Origin of the sequence: Burkholderia ubonensis (assembly GCF_902833085.1) — a bacterium.
GTDB lineage: Bacteria > Pseudomonadota > Gammaproteobacteria > Burkholderiales > Burkholderiaceae > Burkholderia > Burkholderia ubonensis.
Map to the genome: position 1 here is coordinate 165,065 of NZ_CADFEB010000007.1, position 23,133 is coordinate 188,197.

At 67.6% G+C, this 23,133-nt stretch carries 22 protein-coding genes; 10 read left to right on the top strand and 12 right to left on the bottom strand.

Going from position 1 to position 23,133, the window contains the following annotated elements; translation table 11 throughout:
* Positions 1–37 precede the first annotated feature (37 nt).
* Complete coding sequence (parC, locus tag HWX31_RS20595) at positions 38–2,359, top strand: DNA topoisomerase IV subunit A (RefSeq protein WP_174962138.1); 2,322 nt, start codon at positions 38–40, stop codon at positions 2,357–2,359.
* Between the two features lie 252 nt (positions 2,360–2,611).
* Positions 2,612–3,070 carry a CopD family protein gene (locus HWX31_RS20600; protein ID WP_010091073.1) on the top strand — a complete coding sequence of 153 codons (459 nt, stop codon included), beginning with the start codon at positions 2,612–2,614 and terminating at the stop codon, positions 3,068–3,070.
* Positions 3,071–3,124: 54 nt separating this feature from the next.
* On the opposite strand, the gene HWX31_RS20605 is transcribed toward HWX31_RS20600, so the two are convergent.
* Complete coding sequence (locus HWX31_RS20605; protein WP_174962136.1) at positions 3,125–4,009, bottom strand: LysR family transcriptional regulator; 885 nt, start codon at positions 4,007–4,009, stop codon at positions 3,125–3,127.
* Between the two features lie 112 nt (positions 4,010–4,121).
* Here HWX31_RS20605 and HWX31_RS20610 point away from each other — a divergent pair, with 112 nt between their 5' ends.
* Complete coding sequence (locus HWX31_RS20610; RefSeq protein ID WP_174962134.1) at positions 4,122–4,559, top strand: multidrug/biocide efflux PACE transporter; 438 nt, start codon at positions 4,122–4,124, stop codon at positions 4,557–4,559.
* Between the two features lie 18 nt (positions 4,560–4,577).
* Here HWX31_RS20610 and HWX31_RS20615 read toward each other — a convergent pair whose 3' ends face one another.
* The 7 genes from HWX31_RS20615 to HWX31_RS20645 all read right to left on the bottom strand — a co-directional run bounded on the left by HWX31_RS20615 (position 4,578) and on the right by HWX31_RS20645 (position 12,878).
* Positions 4,578–5,780: a chromate transporter gene (locus HWX31_RS20615; RefSeq protein ID WP_174962132.1), complete on the bottom strand. Its 1,203-nt coding sequence runs from the start codon at positions 5,778–5,780 to the stop codon at positions 4,578–4,580.
* 181 nt (positions 5,781–5,961) lie between these two features.
* Positions 5,962–8,301, bottom strand: coding sequence for a bifunctional diguanylate cyclase/phosphodiesterase (locus tag HWX31_RS20620; RefSeq protein ID WP_174962130.1), 2,340 nt, complete (start codon positions 8,299–8,301; stop codon positions 5,962–5,964).
* A gap of 219 nt (positions 8,302–8,520) precedes the next feature.
* Positions 8,521–9,402, bottom strand: coding sequence for a PhzF family phenazine biosynthesis protein (locus HWX31_RS20625; RefSeq protein WP_174962128.1), 882 nt, complete (start codon positions 9,400–9,402; stop codon positions 8,521–8,523).
* A 13-nt stretch (positions 9,403–9,415) separates the two neighbouring features.
* A complete protein-coding gene (locus tag HWX31_RS20630) occupies positions 9,416–9,874 on the bottom strand; it encodes a RidA family protein (protein ID WP_011885634.1) in 459 nt (152 codons plus the stop codon).
* A gap of 41 nt (positions 9,875–9,915) precedes the next feature.
* A complete protein-coding gene (locus tag HWX31_RS20635; RefSeq protein ID WP_174962126.1) occupies positions 9,916–11,097 on the bottom strand; it encodes an aminotransferase-like domain-containing protein in 1,182 nt (393 codons plus the stop codon).
* 152 nt (positions 11,098–11,249) lie between these two features.
* Positions 11,250–12,158 carry a DMT family transporter gene (locus tag HWX31_RS20640; RefSeq protein ID WP_174962124.1) on the bottom strand — a complete coding sequence of 303 codons (909 nt, stop codon included), beginning with the start codon at positions 12,156–12,158 and terminating at the stop codon, positions 11,250–11,252.
* A 33-nt stretch (positions 12,159–12,191) separates the two neighbouring features.
* Complete coding sequence (locus tag HWX31_RS20645; RefSeq protein WP_174962122.1) at positions 12,192–12,878, bottom strand: VOC family protein; 687 nt, start codon at positions 12,876–12,878, stop codon at positions 12,192–12,194.
* 221 nt (positions 12,879–13,099) lie between these two features.
* Between HWX31_RS20645 and HWX31_RS20650 the strand changes: the two genes are divergently transcribed.
* Positions 13,100–14,563 carry an aminotransferase-like domain-containing protein gene (locus tag HWX31_RS20650; RefSeq protein ID WP_174962120.1) on the top strand — a complete coding sequence of 488 codons (1,464 nt, stop codon included), beginning with the start codon at positions 13,100–13,102 and terminating at the stop codon, positions 14,561–14,563.
* A 53-nt stretch (positions 14,564–14,616) separates the two neighbouring features.
* Here HWX31_RS20650 and HWX31_RS20655 read toward each other — a convergent pair whose 3' ends face one another.
* The gene (locus tag HWX31_RS20655) at positions 14,617–15,015 is read right to left on the bottom strand and encodes a hypothetical protein (protein WP_174962118.1); all 399 of its coding nucleotides are present in this window, start codon (positions 15,013–15,015) and stop codon (positions 14,617–14,619) included.
* A gap of 302 nt (positions 15,016–15,317) precedes the next feature.
* On the opposite strand from HWX31_RS20655, the gene htpG reads away from it, so the two are divergent.
* Genes htpG through HWX31_RS20670 form a run of 3 tightly spaced genes read left to right on the top strand, consistent with a single transcriptional unit; the run spans position 15,318 to position 18,288 of the window.
* The gene (gene htpG, locus HWX31_RS20660) at positions 15,318–17,216 is read left to right on the top strand and encodes a molecular chaperone HtpG (RefSeq protein WP_174962116.1); all 1,899 of its coding nucleotides are present in this window, start codon (positions 15,318–15,320) and stop codon (positions 17,214–17,216) included.
* Positions 17,217–17,224: 8 nt separating this feature from the next.
* Positions 17,225–17,812, top strand: coding sequence for a chorismate--pyruvate lyase family protein (locus HWX31_RS20665; RefSeq protein WP_174962230.1), 588 nt, complete (start codon positions 17,225–17,227; stop codon positions 17,810–17,812).
* Positions 17,812–18,288 carry a DNA-deoxyinosine glycosylase gene (locus HWX31_RS20670; RefSeq protein ID WP_174962114.1) on the top strand — a complete coding sequence of 159 codons (477 nt, stop codon included), beginning with the start codon at positions 17,812–17,814 and terminating at the stop codon, positions 18,286–18,288. Before HWX31_RS20665 ends, HWX31_RS20670 begins: the two co-directional genes overlap by 1 nt.
* Before the next feature lie 95 nt (positions 18,289–18,383).
* On the opposite strand, the gene HWX31_RS20675 is transcribed toward HWX31_RS20670, so the two are convergent.
* The 3 genes from HWX31_RS20675 to HWX31_RS20685 form a co-directional block, all read right to left on the bottom strand.
* Positions 18,384–18,971: a hypothetical protein gene (locus tag HWX31_RS20675; RefSeq protein ID WP_059656061.1), complete on the bottom strand. Its 588-nt coding sequence runs from the start codon at positions 18,969–18,971 to the stop codon at positions 18,384–18,386.
* A gap of 33 nt (positions 18,972–19,004) precedes the next feature.
* Positions 19,005–19,565 (bottom strand): hypothetical protein, encoded by a 561-nt coding sequence (locus HWX31_RS20680; RefSeq protein WP_059537181.1) that lies wholly within the window; start codon positions 19,563–19,565, stop codon positions 19,005–19,007.
* 208 nt (positions 19,566–19,773) lie between these two features.
* Positions 19,774–20,028: a hypothetical protein gene (locus tag HWX31_RS20685; protein WP_174962112.1), complete on the bottom strand. Its 255-nt coding sequence runs from the start codon at positions 20,026–20,028 to the stop codon at positions 19,774–19,776.
* A gap of 158 nt (positions 20,029–20,186) precedes the next feature.
* On the opposite strand from HWX31_RS20685, the gene HWX31_RS20690 reads away from it, so the two are divergent.
* The 3 genes from HWX31_RS20690 to mctP all read left to right on the top strand — a co-directional run bounded on the left by HWX31_RS20690 (position 20,187) and on the right by mctP (position 23,096).
* Complete coding sequence (locus HWX31_RS20690) at positions 20,187–21,104, top strand: class I SAM-dependent methyltransferase (protein WP_059612940.1); 918 nt, start codon at positions 20,187–20,189, stop codon at positions 21,102–21,104.
* A 202-nt stretch (positions 21,105–21,306) separates the two neighbouring features.
* Complete coding sequence (locus HWX31_RS20695) at positions 21,307–21,549, top strand: DUF3311 domain-containing protein (protein WP_174962110.1); 243 nt, start codon at positions 21,307–21,309, stop codon at positions 21,547–21,549.
* On the top strand, positions 21,546–23,096 hold the full coding sequence (gene mctP, locus HWX31_RS20700; protein ID WP_174962108.1) for a monocarboxylate uptake permease MctP: 1,551 nt from the start codon (positions 21,546–21,548) through the stop codon (positions 23,094–23,096). The genes HWX31_RS20695 and mctP overlap by 4 nt, the downstream gene beginning before the upstream one ends.
* The last annotated feature ends 37 nt before the right edge of the window (positions 23,097–23,133 follow it).

A 23,133-nucleotide genomic window follows, 5' to 3' on the forward strand; every position in this document is an offset into this window, starting at 1 on the left:
GGTCCTGACTCGCGCCACCTACGAATACGGATTTCAGATGGACGACAACACTCCCGATCTCTTTACCGGGTCGGACGCGCCCGCGGGCGACGCGCTGACGCTCGGCAACTACGCGGAGCAGGCGTACCTCAGCTACGCGGTCAGCGTCGTGAAGGGCCGCGCGCTGCCGGACGTCTGCGACGGCCAGAAGCCGGTGCAGCGCCGCATCCTGTTCGCGATGAACGAAATGGGCCTCGGTCCCGACGCGAAGCCGGTGAAGTCGGCACGCGTGGTCGGCGACGTGCTCGGCAAATACCACCCGCACGGCGACCAGTCGGCGTACGACGCGCTCGTGCGTCTCGCGCAGGACTTTTCGCTGCGCTACCCGCTGATCGACGGGCAGGGCAACTTCGGCTCGCGCGACGGCGACGGCGCGGCGGCGATGCGCTATACCGAAGCGCGGCTCACGCCGATCTCGAAGCTGCTGCTCGACGAGATCGACCAGGGCACCGTCGATTTCATGCCGAACTACGACGGCTCGTTCGAGGAGCCGAAGCTGCTGCCGGGCCGCCTGCCGTTCGTGCTGCTGAACGGCGCATCGGGCATCGCGGTCGGTCTCGCAACGGAAATTCCGTCGCACAACCTGCGCGAAGTCGCGGCGGCGGCGGTCGCGCTGATCCGCCATCCGCATCTCACGCACGCGGAGCTGATGGGGCTGATTCCCGGGCCCGACTTCCCGGGCGGCGGCCAGATCATCTCGAGCGACGCGGAAATCTCGACGGCCTACGAGAGCGGCCGCGGCAGCCTGAAGGTGCGCGCGCGCTGGAAGATCGAGGATCTCGCGCGCGGCCAGTGGCAGCTCGTCGTGACCGAGCTGCCGCCGAGCACGTCGTGCCAGAAGGTGCTCGAGGAAATCGAGGAGCTGACCAACCCGAAGCTCAAGCTCGGCAAGAAGACGCTGACGCCCGAGCAGCTCAACACGAAGAAGGCGATGCTCGACCTGCTCGACGCGGTGCGCGACGAGTCGGGCAAGGAGGCGCCGGTGCGGCTCGTGTTCGAGCCGAAGTCGCGCACGATCGACCAGACCGAGTTCGTGAATTCGCTGCTCGCGCACACGAGCCTCGAATCGAACGCGACGCTGAACCTCGTGATGGTCGGCGCCGACGGCCGGCCGGGCCAGAAGGGGCTGCTGACGATCCTCAGTGAATGGGTGAAGTTCCGCCAGCTGACGATGACGCGGCGCTGCCGCCACCGTCTCGGCAAGGTCGACGACCGGATTCACATCCTCGAAGGCCGGATGATCGTCTTCCTGAACATCGACGAGGTGATCCGCATCATCCGCGAGTCGGACGAGCCGAAGGCCGCGCTGATGAGCGCGTTCGGCCTCTCCGAGCGGCAGGCCGAGGACATCCTCGAAATCCGTCTGCGTCAGCTCGCGCGGCTCGAGAAGATCAAGATCGAGAAGGAGCTCGACGCGCTGCGCGACGAGAAGGCGAAGCTCGAGGAGCTGCTCGCGAACGAAAGCGCGATGAAGCGGCTGATGATCAAGGAGATCGAGGCCGACGCGAAGCAATACGGCGACGATCGCCGCACGCTGATCCAGCAGGAAAAGCGCGCGACGTTCGAGGCGAAGGTCGTCGACGAGCCGGTGACGGTCGTCGTGTCGCAGAAGGGCTGGGTGCGTGCGCTGAAGGGCCACGGTCTCGACCCGGCGGGCTTCTCGTTCAAGGCCGGCGACAGCCTGTACGCGGCGTTCCAGTGCCGCACACCGGACCGCCTGATCGCGTGGGGCAGCCGCGGCCGCGTGTATTCGGTCGACGTGTCGGTGCTGCCGGGCGGGCGGGGTGACGGCGTCCCCGTCACGTCGCTGATCGAGCTCGAATCCGGTACGCACCTGATGCATTACTTCGCCGCAGCGGCCGACCAGCAACTGCTGCTCGCGTCGAGCAACGGCTTCGGCTTCCTCGCGAAGGTCGGCGACATGGTGAGCCGCGTGAAGGCCGGCAAGGCGTTCATGACCATCGACGAAGGCGCAGCGCCGCTCGCGCCGATGCCGGTGCTGCCGAACGCGAAGCAGGTCGCGTGCCTGTCGGGCGGCGGCCGGCTGCTGGTGTTCGGCATGGACGAGATGAAGACGCTGTCGGGCGGCGGCCGCGGCGTGATCCTGATGGCGCTCGACGACAAGGAAACGCTCGTGCAGGCGCTCGCGATCGATCCGGCCGGCGTCGTACTGATCGGCACCGGCCGCGGCGGCAAGGCAATGGACGAGACGCTGTCGTACGCGGCGCTCGCGCCGCACGTCGGCAAGCGCGCGCGCAAGGGCCGCGCGCCGGACACGAAGCTCAAGGTCGTCAGCGAGCTGCGTCCGCTGCTCGGCTGAGCACGCGTTCCGGCGGCATCACGGGCCGCACGGCCGCTTCGGCGGGCGTGCGGCCTTTTTCATGCGCGGCGCGCGACACTTGCAAAATATTGTGAAATCCCGCCACGGGCCTGAACCGCGCGAGGCCGCGCCTGTCGAACGTCGCTTGATGTCGCGTGCGTGCCGGTTGGCGCGCAACCCGTTCGCGCATCGCGCAGGCCCGTCGCGTGCCCGGCCGGTCCGCCGTATTCAACTCATAACAGGATGCTCGCCATGTCCCACGCAATCGCCGTCGCGCTGTTTCTTCACCTGCTGGCCGTCGCCGTGTGGGTGGGCGGGATGGTGTTCGCCAACTTCTGCCTGCGCCCGGCGCTGTCCGACCTGTCGCCGCAGCTGCGGCTGCCGCTGATCGAGGGCGTGTTCGGCCGTTTCTTCAACTGGGTCGCGGGGTCGGTGATCGTGATCCTGCTCACCGGCGGCTTCCTGCTGATGCAGTTCGGCGGCGCGCACGCGACCTGGGCGCTGCACGCGATGGCGGGGCTCGGCGTCGTGATGATGCTGATCTTCGGCCATGTGCGGTTCGCGCTGTTTCCGCGCATCCGCCGCGCGGTGCAGGCGCAGAACTGGCCGGACGGCGCGCGCGCGGTGAACGCGGTGCGCCTGCTCGTCGTCGTCAATATCGTGCTCGGCGTCGTGACGATCGGCGCGGCCGTGCTGTCGCGCGGCTTCTGACGGCAGCGCCCGGCCGCGTTCGCGGCCCGACCGAGCGGTGCGTGACAGCGCGGCTCAGTCGGCGAGCATCGCGTCGAGCAGCCACGCGCCGGCGGGGCCGAGCGGCCGGCTGCGCGACCACACCGCATCGACCCGCACCCGGCGCGGCCAGCCGCGGGCGCGCAGCTCGCAGAGCCGGTCGCGCGCGAAATGCTCGACCATCCAGCGGGGCAGTTCCGCCCATCCGAATCCCAGCACCGCCATCTCCAGCAGCATCAGGTAGCTCGGCGCCGACCAGCGGTGGGCGCCGGCGACGATCCGGCCGTCTTCGCCGCGCCCGTCCGGCATCGCATAGGTGTTGAGCCGCAGTTCGCGCGCATCGCGCAGCGCGCCATGCGGCACCTCGGCGTCGCCGGAAGCCGCGAGCGGGTGCGTGCGCCCGACGAACAGGCCGAACTCCGACTCCTCCGCGATCGTCGCCGCGCCGATGTCGGCGGGGTAGGCCGCGCGCGCGGCCATCAGCCCGAGCTGCGCGCGGCCCTGCTGGATCAGGTCCAGCACGTCCTCGTGCTCCGCGATCTGGCATTCGAGCTCCAGCGCCGGGAAGCGCCGTTCGAGCGCGGTCAGCGTCTCCTCGTAGCGCTTCGACTGGTAGGTGTCGGACACCACCAGCGTCAGCCGCGCCTCCTCGCCGCGCGCGAGCCGCGCGGCGATGCGGTCGATCGCCGCGCCGGCCTCCAGCGCGCGCTGCACCTGCGGCAGCAGCGCGCGCCCGGCGTCGGTCAGCGTCGGCGTGCGCGTCGCGCGGTCGAACAGCTGCACGCCGAGATCGATCTCGAGGTTCGCGATCGCCTCGGAGACGGTCGACTGGCGCTTGCCGAGCTTGCGCGCGGCGGCGGTGAAGGAGCCGAGCAGCGCGGCCTCGGCGAACGCGAGCAACGCTTCGGGGGCGTGGCGCATACGGGGTCTCCTGGCATCGTCTTATCGGAAAAACCGATGATAACCAATTGGAATCATCCGGTCAGGCCGATCAGAATGGCGTGCATGGATCACACAGGACCCGAGGTTTGCGATGAAACATACGAATAAAACGATGACGGAACGGCTCGTGCACGCGCTGACGTTCGAACTGGTCGCGATCGCGCTGTGCGCGCCGCTCGGCGCGTGGCTGCTCGACATGCCGGTGACGCACGTCGGCGCGCTGACGGTGATGGTGTCGCTGATCGCGATGGCGTGGAACATGACGTTCAACACGCTGTTCGACCGGCTCGAGCGGCGCTTCGGCTGGACGCGCAACGTGGGCCTGCGGATCGTGCACGCGGTCGCGTTCGAGCTGGGGCTCGTCGCGATGGTCGTGCCGCTTGCCGCATGGTGGCTCGGCATCGGCCTCGTCGAGGCGCTGCTGCTCGACCTCGGCATCGTGCTGTTCTTCCTGCCTTATACGTTCTGCTTCAACCTCGCGTACGACAGCCTGCGGGCGCGCCGGCTCGCGCGACGCGTTGCCGCGTGAGCCACGGGCGGCCGGCGGTCAGTGCGCGGCCGCCCAGAGCCACGCGCCGCACGCGATCGCGACCGTGCCGTACACCGCGTAGACGGGCAACTTGAAGCGCGCGAAGCACAGGGTCGCGAACGCGCCGGTGAGCCAGTAGACGGGGTCGGCCGGTTCGCGGTGCAGGATCTTCACGACGGCGACGACGAGAAACCCGGTCGTCGCCGCGCGCAGCAGCCGCATCCCGTGCTCGAAGCGGGAATGGCGCCTGAGGCGGAACAGGTGACGCTGCGCGAACACGACGAGGCAGCCGGACGGGATGAACAGGGCGGCGGTCGCGAGGAGCGCGCCGCGCCAGCCGTCGGTCAGGTAGCCGAGAAACGGCACGACGTTCAGCAGCGGCCCCGGCGACACCGGCGACAGCGCGAACGCGAGCATGAAGTCGTGATCGGAGATGCCGGTCTCGGGCGTGACGAACAGCGCCTTGAGCACCGGCAGCGCGGAAAAGCCCCCGCCGAACAGCGTCATGCCGGCGCCCGCGAGCCGCGCCCACAGCAGCGTCGCCTGATAGTCGCCGGGAATCGGCAGCGCGAACAGCGCGACGAACGCCGCGAGCACGACGAGCAGCTTGCGGTCGCGCTTCGCCAGCGTGAAGTTGACCCGCTTGTCCTGCGACGGCCCGGTCAGCCAGCCGGCGGCGAACGCGGCGAACAGGGTCACGACGAACGATGCGGGGCTGTGCGCGAACGCGAGCAGAAGCGTCGACACCGCCGCGATCGCCTGCTCGAGCCGCGCGCGCACCAGCGTGCGCAGCTGCTTGACCCAGGTGACGCCGATCAGCGCGGCGAGCACCATGCTGAAGTGGTTGAGCATCACGGGCGCCGCGAGCGTGCGCACGAACGGCGTGCGGTAGAAGACCGCGAACAGCGTCATCATCACGAAGAACGGCAGCACGCTCGCGAAGCCGGCGATCCATGCACCGATGCGGCCGTGCAGCGTCTGGCCGACCTGGATCGCGACGTTGCAGCCCACGGGGCCGGGCATGAGCCAGGCCAGCGACACGATGTCGCCGAACGCGGGCGGCTCGATGCGCTGCAGGCGTTCGACGTAGCGGCGCTCGAGCTGCGCCATCATCGCGAGCCCGCCCCAGGACACGGCGGAAATGCCCGTGACGACCTTGAAAAAGGCCCACAGGGATTCCTGTTCCACGTGCCGGGCGGCTGCGACTTCGACGCTCATCATGGCGTGTATAGAGGCGTAGGCCCGTCGTCACTCGCGCGAACGGGCCCTGAATATAGGACGTCTGGCCATGGACGTACCTGCCTTGGGCATTGTCTGGCCGATGGCGTGCGGCGACCATGCGCGAAAACGCTAAGTAAACAAGCTGGTCGGACAACGAAACAACGCGTCCGGGCGGCGTTGTTCAGGCGCCGGTGCTGCCCGTCGCGCGATGCGGGACGACTTTCGCGCGGCCGCCGCGCACGCCGTAGCGTGCGAGCAGCGCCGGGATCGCGTCGGCCGGCACCGGACGCGAGAACAGGAACCCCTGCGCTTCGATCTCGCCGAGCGCCGACAGCCACGCGACTTGTTCCTCGGTCTCAGTGCCTTCGACGACGACCGTCAGGCCGAGCGAGCGCGCGAGATGCACGATCGACGACACCATCACGCACACGCTGCGGTCGTTCGGGATCGCCTGCACGAACGAGCGGTCGACCTTCAGCGTGTCGACCGAAAAACGGTGCAGGTACGACAGCGACGAGTAGCCGGTGCCGAAATCGTCGAGCGCGATGCGGATGCCGAGCTTCTTGAGCGCGACGATCTTCTCGGAGACGAGCTCCGGATACTCCATCATCGCGGTCTCGGTGATCTCGAGTTCGAGGCGGCCGGCGTCGATGCCGGTTTCCTGCAGCGTGCGCGAGATCGTCTCGATCAGGTCGCCGCGCCAGAACTGCACCGGCGAAATGTTGACCGCGAGCGTCAGCGTGTCGTGCCCTTCGTCGCGCCAGCGCGCGATCTGCTCGCACGCGGTGCGGATCACGAAATCGCCGATCGGAACGATGAGGCCCGTCGATTCGGCGATCGAGATGAATTCGTTCGCGGAGATGATCCCGTGTTCCGGGTGGTCCCAGCGCGCGAGCGCCTCGAAGCCGGTGATGTGGCGGTGGGTGAGGTCGATCTTCGGCTGGTATGCGAGGAACAGCTGCCCTTCGGCGAGCGCGACGCGCAGCTGCTGTTCCCAGCGCATCAGGTGATCGGCGCGGTGCGACAGGTGCGGCGCATAGAACTGGTAGCAGTTCTTGCCGGCGTCCTTCGCGCTGTACATCGCGAGGTCGGCCTTCTTCAGCAGGTCGATCTCGCTCTCGTTCGCGACCGTGTGCAGCGCGATGCCGATGCTCGCGTGCAGCACGAACGAGCTGCCGCGCACGTCGAACGGTTCGCCGAACATCCGGATGATCGCCTCGGCGAGCCGCACCGCGCGCCGCTCGACGTCGTCGCCCTTCATCACGACGACGAACTCGTCGCCGCCGATGCGCGACAGCGCGCCTTCGTCGCCGACCGCGTCGGCGAGGCGCGACGCCGTCATCTGCAGCACGATGTCGCCGGCGTTGTGGCCGAGCGTATCGTTGACCGTCTTGAAATTGTCGAGGTCGATGAACAGCAGGCCGAGCCGCGACAGGCTCGACGGCATCGACACGTCGTTGCGCAGCCCGCGCAGCGTCGCGTAGCGGTTCGCGAGGCCGGTGAGCAGGTCGTATTCGGCGAGCTGGGTCATTTCGCGCTCGCGGCCGAGCAGCTTGCCGATGAGCCCCGTCGCGACGCCGAAGAACGCAAGCATCGCGAGCGTGATGAAGCTCGTCATCAGCAGGTAGACGTTGCGCGTATGGTTGTAGTCGGCGAATTCCTCGGCCTGCGACAGGCCGACCATCACCGCGAGCGGATAGCCGTCGAGATGGCGGTACGACACGATGCGCGTCACGTTGTCGATCGGGTCGACGATCGTGCCCGAGACCCGCTCGGCGAGCGGGTACACGCCCGATGCCGAGAACGCGCCCGGCGCGTTGTTGAGCAGGCCGGTGCGGCGCGCGAGCACGGCGCCGGTGTCGGAGACGACCGCGATCACGCCTTCCTTGCCGATCGCCGCGTTGTTGTAGAAATCGTTCGTGAAGTAGCTCGGATCCTCGGACACGACCACCACGCCCGCGAAACTGCCGTCGGGATTGTTCAGGCGGCGCGTCATCTGCAGCGTCCAGTGGCTCGACACGCGGCCGAGCACGGGCCTGCTGATGTAGAGCTGGTCGTCGTTGCGATTCACGTGCACCTTGAAGTGCTCGCGGTCGGACAGGTCGATCGGTTGCGGATGGCGTTCGGAGGTGTTCGCGAACAGGATGCCCTTCGCGTTGAGGAGCGAGACCTGGATCAGCGTGTCGCTCGGCACGACGCCTTTCTCGACGGCGCTTGCGAGATTGAAGTTCGCCGGCGACTTCTCGAATTCGAACTTGACGAAGCGGGTGATCTGGTCGACCTGGTGGATCGCCTTGACGGTGTGCTGCTCGAGCGCGGACGACAGGATCGCCGCGGAAGCCGCCGCTTCCTTGTACGCGCTGTCCTTTTCGACGGACATCCGCGCGACGATGACCGCCCACAGCAGCGCGAGCGCGAGCATCCCGAGCAGCGGGATCGCGAACAGCGCGCGGCGGCGCGACTTGCGCGGCGCGCGCAGCGGTCGGGTCGGCGGCGTATGGGATGACCGGGCGGAGCTCATCAAAAAGGGGCGGCGTCCTGGCGCGCGTGCGCCATCCCGCAGGATGGCTGAATATGGGGTCGCGTCAGCGGCTGTTCATCTGCGGAAAACGCATCTGTGGACAGACCCTCAAGCGACGGATTAGGCCCGATATTACTGGCTGGATCGTTTTTGCGATAGCTGGGTAAGCATAGCGCCGGCAGTCGCGGTGCGCATGGCGCACCGCGAAATATCCGATGATCAGACGGAAAGCCGGAAACTGCCGTCGACGATCGTGACGGTGCTGCCGCCGATCCACGTCGTGCCGTCGTCGTCGTAGGCGACGGAAATGCGGCCTTCGCGGCCGATGGCCGTGCCCTGGCGGGCCGTGTACGACGGGCCGGGGCGGCGCTGCTGGCGGGTCAGCACGCCGGCCAGCGCGGCGTTTGCGCTGCCGGTCACGGGATCCTCGCCGAAGCCGAAGTTGCCGCCCGTCATCAGGCAGCGTATTTCGAACGTCGCGGGGCCGCCTTCGGCGTGCGGCGCGTAGACCGCGAGGCCGTCCATGCCGTAGCGGTGCGTGAGCGCCGCCAGCGCGGCCGGATCGGGCGACAGGCCGATGCACGCGTCGGCCGACTTCAGCCGCACGACCAGCCACGGCGCGCCGTTGTCGACCGCGCACGGCTCGGCTTCCAGGTCGATCGCGTCGCTGCGCAACGCGGCAGCCAGCACCGGGTAGTCCGAACGGTCGAGCGGCGTGACGCGGGCCGGCGGCGCGGCGAACGCCCAGCCGCCGGCCTGCTCGCGCAGCGCGACCCGGCCGACCCCGCATTGCTGGATCAGCCGGCCCGGCGTGCGCGGCCGCGCGCCGCTTTCCAGGAACGCGTGCGCGGTGCCGAGCGTCGGGTGGCCGGCGAACGGCAGTTCGCCGGCCGTCGTGAAGATCCGTACGCGGTAGTCGGCTTCCGGGTCGGTCGGCGTGCAGACGAACGTCGTTTCCGACAGGTTGGTCCAGCGGGCGATCGCGAGCATGTCGTCGTCGCCGAGCGAATCGGCGTCGAAGATCACGGCGAGCGGGTTGCCCATGAACGGCACCGACGTGAACACGTCGACCTGCCTGAAGCGGACGAGGCGGCCGGGCATCGCGGCGCTTGCGTTACGCGACTTCGGCGATCAGCTCGATCTCGACGCACGCGCCGAGCGGGATCTGCGCGACGCCGAAGGCCGAACGCGCGTGCTTGCCCGCGTCGCCGAACACTTCCGCGATCAGTTCCGACGCGCCGTTCGTCACGACGTGCTGCTCGGTGAAGTCGAGCGTCGAGTTGACGAGGCTCATCAGCTTGACGATGCGCGTGACCTTGTTCAGGTCGCCCGTGTGCGCGTGCAGCGTCGCGAGCAGGTCGATCGCGATCGACCGCGCGGCCGCCTTGCCGTCCTCGGTCGTGAGGTCGGCGCCGAGCTTGCCGGCCCAGACCTTGCCGTCCTTCTTCGCGATGTGGCCGGACAGGTAGACCGTGTTGCCGCTTTGCGCGCTCATCACGTAGGCGGCGGCCGGGGCGCCGGCGGTCGGGAGTTCGATGCCGAGCGACTTCAGTTTGTCGTAGACGTTTGCCATCTGTTCGATTCCTCGTTGCGAGTCGTGAAGGGAAAGGGAGATCAGAGACGCTCGCGCAGCAGCTTGCCGAGCCGCGCGACGCCTTCCTCGATCTGCTCGGGCGGCACCGTGACGAACGACAGGCGCAGCGTGTTCTGCTGCGCGTCGTTTGCGAAAAACGGCGCGCCGGGCACGAACGCGACGTGGTTGGCCACGGCCGCTTCGAGCAGCTTCATGCTGTCGATCTGCTGCGGCAGGTTCACCCAGATGAACATCCCGCCTTCCGGGCGGTTCCACGTCACGCCTTCGGGCATGTGGCGCGCGAGCGCGGCGTGCATCGCCTCGCATTGCGCGCCGTACAGCTGACGGATCGTCGGGATGTGCTCGTCGAGGAAGCCGTCCTTGATCACTTCGTGCGCGATGCGCTGCGTGAGCGTCGGCGTGTGCAGGTCGGTCGCCTGCTTGGCCTGCACGAGCTTGAAGTGGAGTTCCTCGGGGGCGATGATGTAGCCGATCCGCAGGCCCGGTGCGAGCACCTTCGAGAACGTGCCGAGATGCACGATGTGATCGGGCGCCATCGACAGCATCGTCGGCAGCGGCTCGCCCTGATAGTTGAGCGCGCCGTACGGATCGTCCTCCAGCACCGGGAACGGGCTCGTCTGCGCGAACGCGGCGAGCGCGCGGCGGCGCTCGACGGGCAGGCGGCGGCCGGTCGGGTTCTGGAAATTCGGCTGCGCGTACAGCAGGCGCGCGCCTTGCGTCAGGTCGGGCGTGAGGCCCTCGGGCAGCAGGCCCTGCTCGTCGGTCGGCACCTGCACGTAGCGCGGCTCGTACAGCGAGAACGACTGCAGCGCGCCGAGGTAGGTCGGGGTTTCGACGAGGACCGGGCTGCCCGGGTCGACGAGCGCCTTGCCGAGCAGGTCGAGCGCCTGCTGCGAGCCGGTCGTGATCAGCACCTGCGACACGCGCACGCTGTAGCGCTCGGCGATCCACTCGCGCAGCGGCAGGTAGCCTTCGGTCGCGCTGTACTGCAGCGCCGCGGCCGGCGCATCGCGCAGCACGCGGTCGGCGGCGGCGCGCATGCGCTCGGCCGGGAACGTCGAGGGGGCGGGCAGGCCGCCGGCGAACGAGATGACCTCGGGGCGCTCCGTGACCTTCAGGATCTCGCGGATCGCAGAGCTCGTCAGCTTGCGGGCGCGTTCGGAAAGCTGCCAGTGCGGCGGATGCAGGTCGCTCGGATTCATATGTCTCCTCGTTCGGATATCAGGGTCGGTCATGATGGTCGGCCGGGCCGGTCGGTGCGGCGCAGCCGGGTAGGCTGGGTCGACGGCGATCGGTCAGGCGCGGCCGGGTGGGCAAAATCAGACGGGCAAAACGGCCATTATGGCGCACCAATTCAGCCAGCGCGAGCGGGTTGCGGCGCGGGGGCCACCGCGGCCCGCCGGCCGAGCATCACGGTCGCGATCACGGCGGCCGCGAACAGCCACGTCGACGGCGCGACGGTCTCGCCGAACAGCAGCGCCGAAAACGCGATCGTGAAGAAGATCTGCAGCAGCTGCACCTGGCCGACGCGCGCGGTGCCGCCCATCGCGAGGCCCGCGTACCACGCGAAGAAGCCGATGAACTGCGAGAACAGCGTCACGTAGCCGAACGCGAGCCAGGTGCGCGGCGCGAGCGGGCCCGGGTGCGCCGCGTGCTGCATCCATGCGAGCCAGCCGACCGGCAGCACCAGGAACGGCGCGGATACGACGAGCGCCCAGCAGATCACCTGCCAGCCGCCGATCTGGCGCGCGAGGCGCGCGCCTTCCGCATAACCGAGCGCGCCGATGCCGACCGCGGCGAGCATCAGCGCGTCGCCCGCCTGCAGCGCGCCGCCGCCGTCGCGCAGCGCGAACGCGATCACGAGCGCGCTGCCCGTCACCGCGCTGACCCAGAACGCCTTCGACGGCCGTTCGCGCGACAGCCACGCCGCGTACAGCGCGACCAGCAGCGACTGCAGCCCGTTGACGACCGCGCCGTGGGACGCGGGCACCGTCTTCATCGCCCACGCGGAGAACACCGGATACCCGACGATCACGCCGGACGACACGATCGCGAGGCTTTTCAGCTGCGCGCGGGTCGGCAGCGGCTCGCGCCGCCACCACAGCAGCAGGGCCGCCGGCACCGCGGCGGCGAGCGCGCGGCCGAGCCCGTTGAGGAGCGGGTGCAGTTCGGCGACGACGATGCGCGTCATCGGCAGCGTCAGGCTGAAGATCATCACGCCGATGAGGCCGAGCAGCATGCCCCGGGTTTCGCGCGAATTCATGTCGAGGGTGTCTCCTTGCGTCGTGTGAGCGGCTCAGCGCAGCGTGCGCGTGCCTTGGGGCGTGTCGAACTCGGCGACGAGCGCGGGCGTGCCGTCGCCGGCTTCGAGGCCGAGCAGGTGAGCGGCGCCGAGCCAGTCGAGCTGTTCGCGCACCGTATCCGCGCGCGGATGGATGCCCTTGAGCGCTTTCAGCGCGACGCCGTCGCGCGGCAGCGCGTCGGACGGATGGCGCGGGCTGTCCCACTGGATCAGCGACGGCACGAGGCCGTCGCCGGCGCCTTGCCACGCGGGGAACGCGCCGTCGTCGGGCACCGTCAGGCCCCAGCTCAGGTCGCCGCGCCGCATCGCGACGACGGGCGGGATGCGGGCCGGGTACTGGCGCTGCCACAGCGCGAGCTGGCGCGGCCGGTCGACTCGCGCGACCCAGTGCGCGAGGAACGGGCCGTGCGCGAGCCGCGCCTGCAGCGCCGGATCGTCGAGCGCGAACAGGCGCGTGCGCGGCGGCGCGCCGGCGTCGGCCGGCGCGTCGGGATCGATCGCGATCACCTCCAGGTAAAGGCCGCCCCAGGCGCCGAACAGCGCGTTGTGGGTGCGCATCAGCGGGTGCCGGCCGCCGCCGGCAGGCTCGATGCCGAGCGCGCCGGCGACGTGGCGCACGCCTTCGTCGAGCGTGCGCGCGGCGACGACCAGATGGTCGAGTGTCAGGGAATGGGCTGCCATGAAGATCGGAGGTCGGAAAAAATCAAAGTGTCGCGGTGGCAGGGCGCTCTGCCGGCCGGCGCGTCGAGCTTGCGCGGCGCCTGCGGGCTGCCCTGTCCGGCAGGCAGCGCCGCCGGAAGCGGCGGCCGCGCGCCGCATGGTCCGACCAACTGTAATCGTGCCGACCGGCACAGTAACGGTACAATCGCGGCGATACCCTTCGGTACAGTTGGAGCCTTGCCATGTCGACCGTTCCGCTCGATCAGATCCCCGTCCCGCACGACACCGCCACCCTCACGCTCGTCGAGCAGCTCGTCCAGTGGGCGCGGCGGCGCATCGACGAGCGGGTGTTCCGGCCCGGCATGCGGATGCCGTCGATCCGCAAGCTCGCGCTCGACAAGAGCGTGTCGCGTTTCACCGTCGTCGAGGCGTACGAGCGGCTCGTCGCGCAGGGCTACCTGGATTCGCGGCGCGGCTCGGGCTTCTACGTGCGCGAGCGGGTCGCCGGCCCGCAGCCGCTCGATCCGGCGTCGCGCGGCGCCGAGGCGGCGCCCGTCCACAATACGATCGACGTCGTCTGGCTGCTGCGCAACATGCTGCACACCGTCAGCCCGGAAAAGGGGCCGGGGCTCGGCTACCTGCCGAGCCGCTGGCTCGACGGCGAGCTGATCACCGGCGCGCTGCGCGCGCTCGGGCGGCAGGCCGGCGCGCACATGCTCGGCTTGGGCACCGCGCAGGGCTTCCTGCCGCTGCGCCAGCAGCTGCAGACGCGGCTCGCGGAAGTCGAGATCGGCGCGACGCCCGACCAGCTCGTGCTCGTGTCGGGCATCACGCAGGCGATCGACCTGATCGCGCGGATCTACGTGCGGCCGGGCGATGCGGTGATCGTCGGCGATCCGGCCTGGTTCCAGATGTTCGGCCGCTTCGCGGCGCAGGGCGCGCAGCTCGTCGGCATGCCGTACACGCCGGACGGCCCCGATCTCGATGCGCTCGAGACGCTCGTGCAGATGTGGCGGCCGAAGATGCTCGTGATCAACTCGGTGCTGCAGAACCCGACCGGCACGTCGTTGTCGGCCGCGCAGGCGTTCCGGATCCTGAAGCTTGCGGAGGCGTACGACTTCCTCGTCGTCGAGGACGACGTGTACGGCGACCTGTGCCCGCCGAGCTATCCGGCGACGCGGCTCGCGAGCCTCGACCAGTTGAAGCGCGTGATCTACCTCGGCAGCTATTCGAAGACGCTCGCCGCGAACCTGCGGGTCGGCTATGTCGCGTGCGCGCCGGAGATCGCGAAGGCGGTGACCGACCAGAAGATGCTGGTCGGCATGACGACGCCGGAGCTCAACGAGCGCGTGCTGTACAAGATCCTGACCGAAGGGCATTACCGCCGCCACGTCGAGCGGCTGCGCGCACGGCTCGACGGCGTGCGCGACAAGACTGCGCGGATGCTGGAGCGCACGGGCCTGCGCCTGTTCACGATGCCCGCGTCGGGGATGTTCCTGTGGGCCGACACGGGCGTCGATTCGGACGCGCTCGCGGCCGCCGCGCACGAGGCGGGCTTCCTGCTGACGCCGGGCAGCCTGTTCTCGCCGCAGCAGTCGCCGTCGACGTGGACGCGGTTCAATATCGCGAATTGCGGTGATCCGGCGCTGGCGCCGTTTCTCGGCGAGTATCTGGGGACGGTGTCGAGGCGCGGGGCGGGTGGGTGAGGCCGCGCAGCGTGCCGAGTGATACTTTGCAGCCGCGCGGCAAGTTGCACGCGTTACTTCCGCGCGTGCGCGACGCTGCAGCTTAGTGCGTCCGCGCTATCGTGCCGGTAGCCATCCAGATTCCTGTAGCCTTTTGCGATCCAGTAATCGGGATAGGCTGGATCGAAATGCAGCGATATCACGCCGAAATCACACGCCCGTCCTTTCAGCAAGAACGCGATTTTCGGCTTGGCGGAGGCCGGATCGCTGTCAATCGCTTGATAGGGGCGCTTCGTGCAATGGGCGAAAGGCGTGCGCCATTCGATCGTTTTTTCGGTCACGCGAAGTTGGCCATCGCATTGCCGGCCATGACCGACGAAAGTCCCCGTAAATGGTTGATTGCCGGCATATGCAGCACTTGCCAGCAACGCGGCAAGAAGACCAAACCCGCGGTAAATTCTCACGGCGCGCATGCCGACTCCTTGGTCTGCTGAATTGCCTCCAGTGCATAGTCGGCGTACGTATGCCGCCTTCTAATAGCGAAGGCGCCATTGAAACAAATTTCCGGCGGTGGAAACATTGGACGTGTTCGAATTGATGCGGTTTGGCGGCCGGATCGGACCGGCCGCACGTGACGCATGTACCATCCGCACGCTGCGATTGTCCGGCCCCCTTGAAATCGCTTCGCCCGTCCCCAGATAGGCGCGCAATACCCGCCCGGCATCGCGCGCCGCGCAACGGGGACACACCATTCAAGTAAGAGGAAACTGAATCCATGGCACACGAAACGATGAGCTTTCAGGCAGAGGTCAAGCAACTCCTCCACCTGATGATTCATTCGCTTTACAGCAACAAGGAAATCTTCCTGCGCGAACTGGTGTCGAACGCGTCCGACGCCGCCGACAAGCTGCGCTTCGAGGCGCTCGCGAACAACGCGCTGTACGAGAACGATCCGAACCTGCGCATCCGCATCGGCTACGACAAGGCCGCGCGCACGATCACCATCGAAGACAACGGCATCGGCATGAGCCGCGACGAGGCGATCGCGAACCTCGGCACGATCGCGCGCTCGGGCACCAAGGAATTCTTCTCGAAGCTGTCCGGCGACCAGCAGAAGGACGCCGCGCTGATCGGCCAGTTCGGCGTCGGCTTCTACTCGGGCTTCATCGTCGCGGACAAGATCAGCGTCGAGACCCGCCGCGCGGGCCTGCCGGCCTCGGAAGGCGTGCGCTGGGAAAGCGCGGGCGAGGGCGACTTCACGGTCGACGCGATCGAGCGCGCGCAGCGCGGCACGACGATCACGCTGCATCTGCGCGAAGGCGAGGACGAGCTGCTGTCGTCGTACCGCCTGAAGTCGATCATCCAGAAGTACTCGGACCACATCGCGCTGCCGATCCTGATGCAGAAGGAAGAATGGGATCAGGAAAAGGGCGAGATGGTCCTGAAGGACGAGGACGAGACCGTCAACCAGGCCAGCGCGCTGTGGACCCGCTCGAAGAGCGACGTCACCGACGAGCAGTACAAGCAGTTCTACCAGCACGTCGCGCACGACCACCAGGACCCGCTCACGTGGACGCACAACCGCGTCGAGGGCCGCAGCGAATACACGCAGCTGCTGTTCGTGCCGGCGCACGCGCCGTTCGACCTGTGGAACCGCGACTACCGCGGCGGCCTGAAGCTGTACGTGAAGCGCGTGTTCATCATGGACGACGCGGAGCAACTGCTGCCGCAGTACCTGCGCTTCGTGAAGGGCGTGGTCGATTCGGCGGACCTGCCGCTCAACGTGTCGCGTGAAATCCTGCAGGAAAGCCGCGACGTGAAGGCGATCCGCGAAGGCGTGACGAAGCGCGCGCTGTCGATGCTCGAGGAGCTCGCGAACGCAGAGGACGATGCGGGCAAGGAGAAGTTCACGACGTTCTGGCGCGCGTTCGGCCAGGTGCTGAAGGAAGGGCTCGGCGAGGATCAGGCGAACCGCGAGCGCATCGCGAAGCTGCTGCGCTTCGCGTCGACGCACGGCGATACCGCCGAGCAGGACGTGGCGCTCGCCGACTACGTCGCGCGCATGAAGCCCGAGCAGAGCAAGATCTACTACGTGACGGCCGATACGTGGCAGGCCGCGAAGAACAGCCCGCATCTCGAGGTGTTCCGCAAGAAGGGCGTCGAGGTGCTGCTGCTGACCGACCGCGTCGACGAATGGATGCTGTCGTTCCTGCACGAATTCGACGGCAAGCCGCTCGCGAGCGTTGCGCGCGGCGACCTCGATCTCGGCGAGCTGAACGACGACGAGAAGAAGGCGCAGGAGCAGGCAAGCGACGCGATCAAGCCGGTCGTCGACAAGATGAAGGAAGCGCTCGGCGACAAGGTGAAGGACGTGCGCGTCACGTTCCGCCTGACCGATTCGCCGTCGTGCCTCGTCGCGGACGACAACGACATGAGCGGCTACCTGCAGCGGATGCTGAAGGCGGCCGGCCAGTCGGCCCCGTCGTTCCAGCCGATCCTCGAGATCAATCCCGAGCATGCGCTCGTCAAGCAACTGAACGCCGACAGCGCCGATTTCGGCGACTGGTGCCACCTGCTGTTCGACCAGGCGCTGCTCGCGGAGGGCGGCATGCTGGACGATCCGGCGAGCTTCGTGAAGCGGACCAACGCGCTGCTGCTGTCGCGCGCCGCGTGAGCGCGCGAATGCGCTTCGACGGCGCTCAGTCGGGCTGGCGCGAGACGCCGCGGCCCGGCTGCACGCTCGACCAGCGCGACTGGCTGACGCGCGGCGGCTCGCTGACCGCGCATCTCGCGCGGCTCGGCCGCGTGAGCGTGCGCGTGACGCGCGAGGCGGTCGATGGCCCGTGGTTCGACGAGCACGCGGCGCTCGCGTGCGTGCCGCGCGCGCCGATGTGGGTGCGCGAGGTGATCCTGTCGGTCGACGGCACGCCGTACGTCGCCGCGCACAGCATTGCGCCGCTCGCCGCGAGCAAGGGCATCTGGCAGGCGATGCGGCGGCTGCGCACGCGGCCGCTCGCGGAGCTGCTGTACAGCGATCCGCAGGTCGAGCGCTCGGCGCTCGTCAGCCGGCGCGTGATCGCCGGCCATCCGCTGTATGCGCTCGCGAGCCATGCGCTCGGCGGCGTGCGCGCGCCGCACGCGTTCGCCGCGCGGCGCTCGGTGTTTCAGCGGCACGGCGCGCCGCTGATGGTGACCGAATGCATGCTGCCCGCGCTGTGGCGGCATGTCGAAGCGTATGGCGACGCTCTGCGCCCGTCGGGAGCCGCGTGATGCTGCAAGGCTTTGCGCCGGTCGTCGGGCCGGCCACCCATACGATGATCCTCGGCAGCTTTCCGGGTGAGGCGTCGCTGGACGCCGCGCAGTACTACGCGCATCCGCGCAACCAGTTCTGGCGGTTGCTCGGTGCGGTGCTCGGCGAGCCGGGGCTGCACGAGCTTGCGTACGACGCGCGGCTCGAACGCGTGCTGTCGCACGGGATCGGCATCTGGGACGTCCTCGACGCATGCCATCGCCAGGGCAGTCTCGATTCGGCGATTCGCCATGCGAAGCCGAATGATTTCGATGCGCTGCGCGAGCATGCGCCGCTGCTGAAGAGGGTGTGTTTCAACGGGAAGACGGCAGGGCGGTTTGCCGAAGTGATCGGGGCTGCCGGGTATGAAACGCTCGTGCTGCCTTCGTCGAGCCCCGCGAATGCGATGCTGTCGTTCGAGCAGAAGCTGGTCTTTTGGCGGGGAATTCGCGGCTGACTGCGCGCGGCTGACTGCGGCGAATCCCCGTCATCGCGCGTGGGCGGTACGGCGCGGTCGAACCGTCGTTCGTTTCAGCCGCGCCGTGCATGCGCCTATTTTTGCAATTCGGGCGCCTTGGCCAGCGCGGATTGCAGTTTGGACACCGCATCGGCCGTAGCAAGCTGGCCGGCAAGGCCGAAGTTGCGCTTGAATTCGCTGAACTCCGCGTGGCCGGTACCCGTCACGTCCGCGGTGGTCACGGTCTGACCGCTCGGGTCCGCCACCGTGCAAGCGAGGTTGACCGAGAAATTCGTGGGCGGCCACGTGAAGGGGCTCGGGGACGACGACGTCGTCTTGATCGTCGGCGTGATCACGTAATCAAGATGCTTGGCCTGAATCGTTGCTGCGTCCGGCGCACTCTTGAGCTTGGTCACATTCTTGAATACGTGGCCGAGACCGATGTAGATCGGCAATTCAAGGTCGTGGTATGGGCGATAGCTCACCTTGTCACCGCCCCCGCCGGGCGTAATCACTTCCTTCGACAACTGTTCATCCGTGATGACAAGGCCCACCGTCTTGTCGAGTGGCGATGTCGACAGGGTCGGAATTTTGTTCGCGTCGCCGGTCAGCGAAATTTCGTGCGCGCAGCCGGATAATGCCGCGACCACGCTTGCTGCTGCAATCATTCGAATCAATGCCATTATTCTTGGTCTCTCGTGTTGTGGTTGGTAACGTTATTGAATTGCCTCGAGGAAGGCGGGATCGGCGTATAGCTCGCCGAGCAACTTCTGCACGACGAGCGGATATTCTTCGCGTGCTTTCGGTACGGCGATCATTGCCGCGAATGCCGAATCCCATTGCGTGTGCGCGGATTTGACCTGGTCGTAACGCACTGCGCCGGCGCGCATCACGATGAAGCGTGCCGACATTCTCGCGGCGCCGGTTGCCAAGCCGACGTCGATGTCGTTTTCCAATAGCGTTGCCTTGATCTCGACATCGCTTTGTGGAGAAAGCTTGCCGGCCAACTGCAATTCCTTCGTCATCGCGTCGGCAAGATAGGCGCCGAACGAATCTCCAACCGGGGATTTCATCAAGTTTGCGCGCAACGGGAGCGGGTACCGATTGGTGGTATCCGAGCGCGATTCGAATGCACCGATTTTCGCGTGCGCGGTCGTGACGTTCTTGAGCGACTGAATGTTGTCGACAGCGGGGGAATACGGCGGAGCGACCATCGAACAGGCGGCCAATAACACAATCGGCGTGATCAGGCCGACTGCTCGGACAACGTTGCGCATAGTTGAACTACCTCTGATTATTAAAATCGGCTTACACGGGGGCAGGGAAGCCATGCCGCCCGGTGCGCGATCGGCGGGTGTTATAGCGTGAGGTCTTGTCTGATGGGAGCCGAATCGGCCACCGTTCGGGAATATCGGCACGGAACGGCGAATCTTGAATCGTAAGGAAAACGGCGCACGGGGATTAAGGCGGGCAGGCCGGCCGCGGTCAATCGTCTTTGCCCCATCTCCATTTCGGCTTTTCGCCCTTCAGCCAGCACACGACGACCAGCGCCGCGGTCAGCAGCGCAACGCATGAGCCGAATGCGAATGGCGCCTCGTGCGGCGGCAGAAGCCACGCGCTCGCGACGACGCCGAGCAGGTACAGAAGGAGCGCCACCCAGCCTTGCCAGGTGACCGGCAAACCCCATCCCCATCCATAGCGTTTGGCCGGGAACCAGATTTTCTTGCCGTTCGATGCCATGCGATCTCCGGTCGTCAATGGATGCAGCGTAGCGCCAACAGGCGGCGAAGTCATGCGCGATCGAAGCGCTTCGCTATAGCGCTGTCGAGGGTCGTCCCCCGCCGCGAATGCTATCCTCTCGTCCGCAAAACCCGCCTCACCCCCTGCGAGATTCATTCATGACCCGACTGATCAAGCGCGCGTCCGCCGAGGCGCGCGCATTCAAGCGCGACGAGCCGTCCGCGTACAACGGCTCCTCGAAACTCAAGCCGCCGCGCGTGAAGCGCCGCGCGGACATCGACGAACACGACGACGTGCCCGTCCTCGAAGCGCCGCGCAAGCCGCGCTTCGCGCCGGTGACGTTCTCCGAGGAGCGCGGCGTGCGCTACCTGCACTTCGGCACCGAATGGGTGCAGGGTGCGATGCGGATCTCGAAGCCGCTCCATATCGAGCTCGAGTATGCGCAGCAGATGATGGCCTGGCTGCTGTTCCTCGAAACGCCCGCGCGCATCGTGCAGCTCGGGCTCGGCACGGGCGCCCTGACCAAGTTCGCGCACCGCTTCCTGCCGCACGCGAAGGTCGAGGCGGTCGAGCTGAACCCGGCCGTGATCGTCGCCGCGCGCACGATGTTCGCGCTGCCGTCCGACGACGCGCGCCTCGCCGTCCACGAAGCGGACGCGTGGGACTTCGTCAACGACGCGGCCAACCGCGGCACCACGGGCGCGATCCAGATCGACCTGTACGATGCGACCGCGCGCGGCCCGGTGCTCGACAGCGTCGCGTTCTACCGCGCGGTGCGCGGCTGCCTCGCCGACGCGGGCATCGCGACGATCAACCTGTTCGGCGATCATCCGAGCTTCGTGCGCAACATGAAGCACCTGAACGCGGCGTTCGACAATCGCGTGATCGCGCTGCCGGAAGTGCACGACGGCAACCGCATCGCGCTCGCGTTCTCGGGACCCGCGCTCGACGTGACGTTCGCGGAGCTCGACGCGCGCGCGAAAGTGATCGAGGCGGCCGTCGACCTGCCCGCGCGCAAGTGGGTGAAAGCTTTGAAAGCATCGGTCGCGCCGAACGCGACGTCGTTCTCGATCTGACGCCTCATGCGCCGGCCGAATGCCGGCGCGAGCGCGCGACAGGGACGGATCGTCCGGGTTCGTCCCTGCTTGACCGCGCTCACGCGGCTCCTATACTGGCGCGAAGCCAGGGGAGCCGCAGCTTACCCGTTTCGCCGCTCCTCTCGCCGCCGTACCCGTTCAAGACAAGAACTTCGATAACCGGGAATGATGAGGAGACGTCATGGCTCACGATGCCGACGCCAACCGGGCCGCGAAGCGCTGGCTCTGGCTGCTGGTGCTGCCGCCGATCGCGATGGTCTGGGTGCCGTCGTACAACAAGGTCGATCCGCAATGGCTCGGCTTTCCGTTCTTCTACTGGTACCAGCTTCTGTGGGTGCTCATTAGCGCGGTGATCACCGCGTTCGTCTACCTCAAGACCAAGAACGCGTGGATGGGCGGCGGCACGCAAGGAGGCCGTCGATGAACCTTGCCGCGACTTTCGTTTTCGTCCTGCTCTTCATCGGCGTCACGATCATCGGCTTCCTCGCCGCGAACTGGCGGCGCGGCGATCTCGCGCATCTCGACGAGTGGGGTCTCGGCGGCCGCCGCTTCGGCACGATCGTCACGTGGTTCCTGCTCGGCGGCGACCTCTATACCGCCTACACGTTCGTCGCGGTGCCGGCGCTCGTGTTCGGCGCGGGCGCGATGGGCTTCTTTGCGCTGCCGTACACGATCGTCATCTATCCGTTCGCGTTCGTCGTGTTCCCGAAGCTGTGGAGCGTCGCGAAGCGCTACGGCTACGTGACCGCCGCCGACTTCGTCAATGCGCGCTACGGCAGCCGGATGCTCGCGCTCGCGATCGCGGTGACGGGCATCGTCGCGACGATGCCGTACATCGCGCTGCAGCTCGTCGGCATCGAGGTCGTGATCGGCGCGCTCGGCTTCGACACGACCGGCTTCGTCGGCGACCTGCCGCTCATCATCGCGTTCGCGATCCTCGCCGCGTACACGTACACGTCGGGCCTGCGCGCCCCCGCGATGATCGCGATCGTGAAGGACGTGCTGATCTACATCACGATCGCGGCGGCGGTCATCGTGATCCCGGCGAAGCTCGGCGGCTTCGGGCAGATCTTCGGCCACGTGCCGCCCGCGAAGCTGCTGCTCAAGGCGCCGGATGCGACAAGCCTGAACGGCTACAGCGCGTACGCAACGCTCGCGATCGGCTCGGCGCTCGCGCTGTTCCTGTATCCGCATTCGGTCACGGCGATCCTGTCGTCGTCGTCCGGCAACTCGATCCGCCGCAACATGGCGATGCTGCCCGCGTACTCGTTCGTGCTCGGCCTGCTTGCGCTGCTCGGCTACATGGCGCTTGCGTCGGGCGTGAAGGACATGCCGCAGTATGCGTCGTACTTCAAGGCGTTCGGCCCGAACTTCGCGGTGCCCGCGCTGTTCCTCGAGTATTTTCCGTCGTGGTTCGTCGGCGTCGCGTTCGCGGCGATCGGCATCGGCGCGCTGGTGCCGGCGGCGATCATGTCGATCGCGGCCTCGAACCTGTACACGCGCAACATCCACCGCGAGTTCGTCAACCGCAACATGACGCACGACCAGGAGACCCACGTCGCGAAGCTGGTGTCGCTGATCGTGAAGGTCGGGGCGGTCGCGTTCGTCATCGGCTTGCCGCTGACCTACGCGATCCAGCTGCAGCTGCTCGGCGGGATCTGGATCATCCAGACGCTGCCCGCGATCGTGCTCGGCCTCTACACGCGCGTGCTCGACTATCGCGGCCTGCTGCTCGGCTGGGCGGCAGGCATCGTGTGCGGCACGTGGATGGCGGTCTCGCTGAAGCTCGCGAGCTCGATCTTCACGATCCACCTGTTCGGCTATGCGATTCCCGGCTATGCGGCGGTGTGGTCGCTGGTCGTGAACCTCGTGGTCGCGATCGTCGTGAGTGTGCTCGTGCGGGTGACGGGAATGGCGCATGCGGAAGACCGCACGCGGCCGGAGGATTACCTCGACGTCGTCGAGAGCTGACGCGCGTCGAATGCGCGGAAACACGAACGCCCGCCGC

Bases quoted from the DNA above. Each gene is read 5' to 3' on its own strand.
- HWX31_RS20635 (WP_174962126.1), bottom strand. From the start codon at position 11,097: ATGAATCCGAGCGACCTGCATCCGCCGCACTGGCAGCTTTCCGAACGC.
- HWX31_RS20615 (WP_174962132.1), bottom strand. From the start codon at position 5,780: ATGATGAGCGTCGAAGTCGCAGCCGCCCGGCACGTGGAACAGGAATCC.
- HWX31_RS20640 (WP_174962124.1), bottom strand. From the start codon at position 12,158: ATGAATTCGCGCGAAACCCGGGGCATGCTGCTCGGCCTCATCGGCGTG.
- htpG (WP_174962116.1), top strand. From the start codon at position 15,318: ATGGCACACGAAACGATGAGCTTTCAGGCAGAGGTCAAGCAACTCCTC.
- parC (WP_174962138.1), top strand. From the start codon at position 38: ATGGACGACAACACTCCCGATCTCTTTACCGGGTCGGACGCGCCCGCG.
- HWX31_RS20650 (WP_174962120.1), top strand. From the start codon at position 13,100: ATGTCGACCGTTCCGCTCGATCAGATCCCCGTCCCGCACGACACCGCC.
- HWX31_RS20620 (WP_174962130.1), bottom strand. From the start codon at position 8,301: ATGAGCTCCGCCCGGTCATCCCATACGCCGCCGACCCGACCGCTGCGC.
- HWX31_RS20680 (WP_059537181.1), bottom strand. From the start codon at position 19,565: ATGCGCAACGTTGTCCGAGCAGTCGGCCTGATCACGCCGATTGTGTTA.
- HWX31_RS20600 (WP_010091073.1), top strand. From the start codon at position 2,612: ATGTCCCACGCAATCGCCGTCGCGCTGTTTCTTCACCTGCTGGCCGTC.
- HWX31_RS20655 (WP_174962118.1), bottom strand. From the start codon at position 15,015: ATGCGCGCCGTGAGAATTTACCGCGGGTTTGGTCTTCTTGCCGCGTTG.
- HWX31_RS20625 (WP_174962128.1), bottom strand. From the start codon at position 9,402: ATGCCCGGCCGCCTCGTCCGCTTCAGGCAGGTCGACGTGTTCACGTCG.
- mctP (WP_174962108.1), top strand. From the start codon at position 21,546: ATGAACCTTGCCGCGACTTTCGTTTTCGTCCTGCTCTTCATCGGCGTC.
- HWX31_RS20645 (WP_174962122.1), bottom strand. From the start codon at position 12,878: ATGGCAGCCCATTCCCTGACACTCGACCATCTGGTCGTCGCCGCGCGC.
- HWX31_RS20675 (WP_059656061.1), bottom strand. From the start codon at position 18,971: ATGGCATTGATTCGAATGATTGCAGCAGCAAGCGTGGTCGCGGCATTA.
- HWX31_RS20630 (WP_011885634.1), bottom strand. From the start codon at position 9,874: ATGGCAAACGTCTACGACAAACTGAAGTCGCTCGGCATCGAACTCCCG.
- HWX31_RS20690 (WP_059612940.1), top strand. From the start codon at position 20,187: ATGACCCGACTGATCAAGCGCGCGTCCGCCGAGGCGCGCGCATTCAAG.
- HWX31_RS20670 (WP_174962114.1), top strand. From the start codon at position 17,812: ATGCTGCAAGGCTTTGCGCCGGTCGTCGGGCCGGCCACCCATACGATG.
- HWX31_RS20605 (WP_174962136.1), bottom strand. From the start codon at position 4,009: ATGCGCCACGCCCCCGAAGCGTTGCTCGCGTTCGCCGAGGCCGCGCTG.
- HWX31_RS20685 (WP_174962112.1), bottom strand. From the start codon at position 20,028: ATGGCATCGAACGGCAAGAAAATCTGGTTCCCGGCCAAACGCTATGGA.
- HWX31_RS20695 (WP_174962110.1), top strand. From the start codon at position 21,307: ATGGCTCACGATGCCGACGCCAACCGGGCCGCGAAGCGCTGGCTCTGG.
- HWX31_RS20665 (WP_174962230.1), top strand. From the start codon at position 17,225: ATGCGCTTCGACGGCGCTCAGTCGGGCTGGCGCGAGACGCCGCGGCCC.
- HWX31_RS20610 (WP_174962134.1), top strand. From the start codon at position 4,122: ATGAAACATACGAATAAAACGATGACGGAACGGCTCGTGCACGCGCTG.